5 protein-coding genes are annotated in these 5,930 nt (G+C 63.3%); all 5 read left to right on the top strand.

Features of this window, described 5'->3' with window-relative positions; all coding sequences use genetic code 11:
- The first annotated feature begins 155 nt into the window (after positions 1-155).
- Complete coding sequence (locus A5766_RS08970) at positions 156-869, top strand: hypothetical protein (protein WP_064904305.1); 714 nt, start codon at positions 156-158, stop codon at positions 867-869.
- A 478-nt stretch (positions 870-1,347) separates the two neighbouring features.
- A complete protein-coding gene (gene rpsL, locus A5766_RS08965; protein WP_005170078.1) occupies positions 1,348-1,719 on the top strand; it encodes a 30S ribosomal protein S12 in 372 nt (123 codons plus the stop codon).
- A gap of 6 nt (positions 1,720-1,725) precedes the next feature.
- Complete coding sequence (gene rpsG, locus A5766_RS08960) at positions 1,726-2,196, top strand: 30S ribosomal protein S7 (RefSeq protein WP_005170081.1); 471 nt, start codon at positions 1,726-1,728, stop codon at positions 2,194-2,196.
- A gap of 137 nt (positions 2,197-2,333) precedes the next feature.
- The gene (fusA, locus tag A5766_RS08955; RefSeq protein WP_064863522.1) at positions 2,334-4,439 is read left to right on the top strand and encodes an elongation factor G; all 2,106 of its coding nucleotides are present in this window, start codon (positions 2,334-2,336) and stop codon (positions 4,437-4,439) included.
- Positions 4,440-4,588: 149 nt separating this feature from the next.
- Positions 4,589-5,779: an elongation factor Tu gene (tuf, locus tag A5766_RS08950; protein ID WP_005203838.1), complete on the top strand. Its 1,191-nt coding sequence runs from the start codon at positions 4,589-4,591 to the stop codon at positions 5,777-5,779.
- Positions 5,780-5,930: the final 151 nt, after the last annotated feature.

The following is a 5,930-nucleotide window of genomic DNA, read 5'->3' as shown; positions in this document are numbered from 1 at the left end:
TGGGGGGGGCTCGATCGGCGGGGTGGGGCTTGATCAGCGCGAGGGCGCGGCGGTGTCTGGCCGTGCGGAAAGTAGGGGAAAGGTCGCTGACGCGAATTTTGCCCCGCATCCGTCTACTTGCGTCCGTGGTTGCTGCGGCGTGACAGCATCGGGCCATGACCTCGCAGGCCCGGCCGACCCGACGCACCCCGCGCGCCGAGTGGCGCGGAATCCTTACCAGGCGTCGAGGAGATCCGCTTCCGCCTCGACGTGCGGCGTCGAGACTGTCGGCGTACGTCTACGGGAACATCATGGTGCTCGCGGCGCTGGTGACGGCGTCGGCTCACGCGGTCGAGAACGGCGAAGCGGTCTGGCTGGTGCTCGGGACCGGTCTGACGACCTACATCGCCCACGTCTTCGCCGACCTGGTCGCGGGCAGCAGCATCCCGGAGGCACACGGTCACGACACACAGGCCGACGAGTCGCAGTCTGATCACCTTGACGCCCCCGACGCCCCGGAACCAGACGCCGCTGAACCCGACGCCCTGGAACCCCGCGACCCCGAACCCAACGCCCACACCCCCAAGCCCGAGCGACCAGGCGACGCCGCGCGGAGGCACGTGCGACACGAGCTGCGCGATGCGACGCCCATCATCTCCTCGGCGATACTTCCCGCGATCGCACTGGCGCTCGGTTGGGCCGACGTGTTGCCGACGGCGTGGGCGCACGGGATCGCGGGAGCGGTCGTGGTGCTGCGTATCGCGAGCGTGCCGATCGTCGTCGAGCGTGTGCGCGGAAACGAGGTCAGCGTGAAGGTGATCGTCGCGGGCATCGGCACGGCTGCACTTGCCGCGGTGGTGGTGTTGCTGAAGGTGCTTCTCGCGCACTGATCGTCGGTGCAACCGCGCGTATCGGGGCCTACCAGCGACGATGCAGGGAACAAGACGTCGTCGACTCTCGTTGCAAACCCGTATACGCCACCGTCTGTTCAGCTGCTTGAGAGCTGCAGGTAGGGCTGTGGATCCGTTTTTTGACCTGTGGAAATCAGGTCGGTAGAGTGGATCGTCGGTGCCCGGCTGCCCGGGCAACGTCCGCATGCCCTCGCCGGGGCACCGGTGGCGATCGGATCGAGATCATTCTCTCTCAGAGAAGGCCTCGGCACGAGCCAGGCGCGCCGGACGACGCCAAGCCAGTCCGCTGTCGGGTGCTTGACACGCCCGACCTCGGGGTGGCGATAACTGTACTGACCAGCACAGAAGTGCCGGTGGGGCGAGTTGTGGAAGCAACCAGAATCGGATTTATCCGCTCTGAGTGTTTGCCCGGAGCACAAACCACGACACGACGACTACAGAGGAATGAAACTCACAAGTGCCAACGATTAACCAACTGGTCCGCAAGGGCCGCCACGACAAGACCGCCAAGAAGAAGACGGCGGCCCTCAAGGGAAGCCCGCAGCGTCGCGGCGTGTGCACCCGCGTCTACACCACCACCCCGAAGAAGCCGAACTCCGCGCTCCGTAAGGTTGCCCGCGTGCGCCTGACGAGCTCCGTCGAGGTCACCGCTTACATCCCGGGTGAAGGCCACAACCTCCAGGAGCACTCGATGGTGCTCGTGCGCGGCGGTCGTGTGAAGGACCTCCCCGGTGTTCGCTACCGCATCATCCGCGGCTCGCTCGACACCCAGGGTGTCAAGGACCGCAAGCAGGCTCGCAGCCGCTACGGCGCCAAGAAGGGAAGCTGATAAGCGATGCCACGTAAAGGACCCGCACCCAAGCGCCCCCTCGTCAACGACCCGGTCTACGGCTCGACGCTGGTCACCCAGCTCGTGAACAAGATCCTCCTCGACGGCAAGAAGTCGACTGCCGAGCGCATCGTCTACCAGGCCCTCGAGCAGGCTCGTGAGAAGACCGGTACCGATCCGGTCGTCACCCTCAAGCGCGCGCTCGACAACGTCAAGCCGACCCTCGAGGTCAAGAGCCGCCGCGTCGGCGGTGCCACCTACCAGGTGCCCGTCGAGGTCAAGCCGAACCGCGCCAACACCCTCGCACTGCGTTGGCTGGTGACCTTCAGTCGCCAGCGTCGTGAGAAGACCATGGTCGAGCGCCTGGCCAACGAGCTGCTCGACGCCTCCAACGGCCTCGGCGCTTCGGTCAAGCGTCGCGAGGACACCCACAAGATGGCAGAAGCCAACCGGGCGTTCGCGCACTACCGCTGGTGACGTAACCGCCCACGGGCACTGGCCGCTCGGAGCAGAGCGAAGAGCGGCCAGTCCACCCGAGCTTGCGAGGGTGGGCTGCGCAGCCGCGGCTAGAAACAAAACAGCCTTTAGTCCCAAGATTTCCCGAAGGGAACGGAATGGCACAGGAAGTGCTCAGCGACCTGAAAAAGGTTCGCAACATCGGCATCATGGCCCACATCGATGCCGGCAAGACCACCGCGACCGAGCGAATCCTCTTCTACACCGGTGTGAACTACAAGATCGGTGAAACCCACGACGGTGCTTCGACCACCGACTGGATGGAGCAGGAGAAGGAGCGGGGGATCACCATCACCTCCGCCGCCGTGACGTGCTTCTGGAACGGCAACCAGATCAACATCATCGACACCCCCGGCCACGTCGACTTCACGGTCGAGGTCGAGCGCAGCTTGCGCGTGCTCGACGGTGCCGTTGCCGTTTTCGACGGCAAGGAAGGCGTTGAGCCGCAGTCCGAGCAGGTCTGGCGGCAGGCGGAGAAGTACGACGTCCCGCGTATCTGCTTCGTCAACAAGATGGACAAGCTCGGTGCCGACTTCTTCTTCACCGTGCGCACCATCGAGGAGCGCCTCGGCGCGAAGCCGCTGGTTCTGCAGCTTCCGATCGGCGCCGAGGACAACTTCGACGGCGTCGTCGACCTGATCGAGCAGAAGGCGATCACCTGGCGCGGCACCGTCGAGATCGGTGCAGAGCCGACCATCGAGGAGATCCCTGCTGACCTCGTCGATCAGGCTGCCGAGTATCGCGAGAAGCTGCTAGAGATCGTCGCCGAGAGCGACGAGTCCTTGCTGGAGAAGTACTTCGGTGGCGAAGAGCTCTCGGTCGAGGAGATCAAGGGAGCCATCCGCAAGCTGACGATCGCGCGTGAGTACTACCCGGTCATCTGCGGTTCGGCCTTCAAGAACAAGGGCGTTCAGCCGATGCTCGATGCGATCATCGACTACCTGCCGTCCCCGCTGGACGTGCCGAGCGTCGAGGGTCACGCCGTTGGCAACGAAGAGGAGATCCTCTCTCGTAAGCCCAGCGCAGACGAGCCGTTCTCTGCACTCGCGTTCAAGATCGCGGCGCATCCGTTCTTCGGCAAGCTGACGTTCGTCCGTGTGTACTCCGGTCACATCACGGCGGGCACCCAGGTGCTCAACGCGACAAAGGGCAAGAAGGAGCGCATCGGCAAGCTTTTCCAGATGCACGCCAACAAGGAAATGCCGGTCGAGGACGCCACCGCGGGCCACATCTACGCGATGATCGGTCTGAAGGACACCACCACTGGCGACACCTTGTGTGACCCGAGCGCGCCCATCGTCCTCGAGTCGATGAGCTTCCCGGATCCGGTCATCAACGTCTCAATCGAGCCGAAGACCAAGTCCGACCAGGAAAAGCTCGGTACCGCGATCCAGAAACTCGCCGAAGAGGACCCGACGTTCTCCGTGCAGCTCGACGACGAGACCGGCCAGACCGTCATCGGCGGTATGGGTGAGCTCCACCTCGACATCCTCGTCGACCGTATGAAGCGCGAGTTCAAGGTCGAGGCCAACGTGGGCAAGCCCCAGGTGGCCTACCGCGAGACGATCCGCAAGGCCGTCGAGAAGCACGAGTACACGCACAAGAAGCAGACCGGCGGTTCGGGCCAGTTCGCGAAGGTCATTATCAAGCTCGAGCCCCTTGTGGACGCCGAGGATGGTGCGACCTACGAGTTCGTGAACGCCGTCACCGGTGGTCGCGTCCCGCGCGAGTACATTCCGTCGGTCGATGCCGGTGCGCAGGATGCCATGCAGTACGGTGTCCTCGCCGGCTACCCGCTGGTCAACTTGAAGGTCACGCTGCTCGACGGCCAGTACCACGACGTCGACTCGTCGGAAATGGCCTTCAAGATCGCCGGTTCGCAAGCCCTCAAGGAAGCTGCGAAGATGGCGAGCCCGGTCATCCTGGAGCCGATCATGGCCGTCGAGGTCACGACTCCTGAGGATTACATGGGCGACGTGATCGGCGACCTCAACTCCCGCCGTGGCCAGATCCAGGCCATGGAGGAGCGCAGTGGTGCACGTGTCGTCAAGGCACAGGTGCCGCTGTCGGAGATGTTCGGCTACATCGGCGACCTCCGGTCGCGGACCCAGGGCCGAGCTAACTACTCCATGGTGTTCGACTCGTACGCCGAAGTTCCGGCGAACGTGTCGAAGGAGATCATCGCCAAGGCCACCGGCGAGTAATTCGCCGGCCGGTCTCCGGCTTTGACCGCGCCAACGGCGCACGCGTCGTACGGCACGCAATACGGGTGTTCGTACGACGCGGACAACGTAAAAGAAAACCCCTGCTGGGATCCGCCCAGTAGAGCAACACAGTCCAGGAGGACAAACAAGTGGCGAAGGCGAAGTTCGAGCGGACCAAGCCGCACGTGAACATCGGCACCATCGGTCACGTCGACCACGGCAAGACCACCCTGACCGCGGCTATCACCAAGGTCCTGCACGACAAGTATCCGGAGCTCAACAAGGCATCTGCCTTCGACGAGATCGACAAGGCTCCGGAGGAGAAGGCTCGTGGTATCACGATCAACATCTCCCACGTCGAGTACGAGACCGAGAAGCGTCACTACGCGCACGTCGATGCCCCGGGTCACGCCGACTACATCAAGAACATGATCACCGGTGCCGCTCAGATGGACGGCGCGATCCTCGTGGTCGCCGCCACTGACGGCCCGATGCCGCAGACCCGTGAGCACGTGCTGCTGGCCCGCCAGGTCGGTGTGCCTTACATCCTGGTCGCCCTGAACAAGGCCGACATGGTCGACGACGAAGAGATCATCGAGCTCGTCGAGATGGAGGTCCGCGAACTGCTGGCCGCCCAGGACTTCGACGAGGACGCTCCGGTTGTCAAGGTGTCGGCGCTCAAGGCTCTCGAGGGCGACGCCGAGTGGGTCAAGTCCGTCGAGGACCTGATGGACGCTGTCGACGAGTCGATTCCGGATCCGGTTCGCGAGACCGAAAAGCCGTTCCTGATGCCCGTCGAGGACGTCTTCACGATCACCGGCCGCGGCACCGTGGTCACCGGTCGTGTGGAGCGCGGCGAGGTCAAGGTGAACGAGGAAGTCGAGATCGTCGGCATCCGCGAGAAGTCGACCAAGACCACGGTCACCGGTATCGAGATGTTCCACAAGCTGCTCGATTCGGCTCAGGCAGGCGACAACGCCGGTCTGCTGCTCCGCGGCCTCAAGCGTGAGGACGTCGAGCGTGGCCAGGTCATCGTGAAGCCGGGCACCACGACCCCGCACACCGAGTTCGAGGGCCAGGCGTACATCCTGTCCAAGGACGAGGGCGGGCGTCACACCCCGTTCTTCAACAACTACCGTCCGCAGTTCTACTTCCGTACCACGGACGTGACCGGCGTCGTTACCCTCCCTGAGGGCACCGAGATGGTCATGCCGGGCGACAACACCGAGATGAGCGTCAAGCTCATCCAGCCTGTCGCCATGGACGAGGGCCTGCGCTTCGCCATCCGCGAGGGTGGCCGCACCGTCGGTGCGGGTCGAGTCACCAAGATCATCAAGTGATTTCATTTCATCGATGATCTGACTCACTGAGTCAACGAAGGCGCCCCCGGGACAAAATGAACACGCCCCCAGGATTGAAAAATAAGAAAAAAAAAAAAAAAAAAAAAAAAAAAAAAAAAACATTAATAAAAAAAACCCCCAACACAGGCGG

This window comes from Gordonia sp. 852002-51296_SCH5728562-b (genome assembly GCF_001665475.1).
GTDB lineage: Bacteria > Actinomycetota > Actinomycetes > Mycobacteriales > Mycobacteriaceae > Gordonia > Gordonia sputi.
The sequence above is the reverse complement of the archived record's forward strand: the minus strand, read 5'-3'. Positions and strand labels throughout refer to the sequence as shown.

Coding starts and splice junctions, on each gene's coding strand:
- A5766_RS08970 (WP_064904305.1), top strand. CDS start 156: ATGACCTCGCAGGCCCGGCCGACCCGACGCACCCCGCGCGCCGAGTGG.
- rpsG (WP_005170081.1), top strand. CDS start 1,726: ATGCCACGTAAAGGACCCGCACCCAAGCGCCCCCTCGTCAACGACCCG.
- fusA (WP_064863522.1), top strand. CDS start 2,334: ATGGCACAGGAAGTGCTCAGCGACCTGAAAAAGGTTCGCAACATCGGC.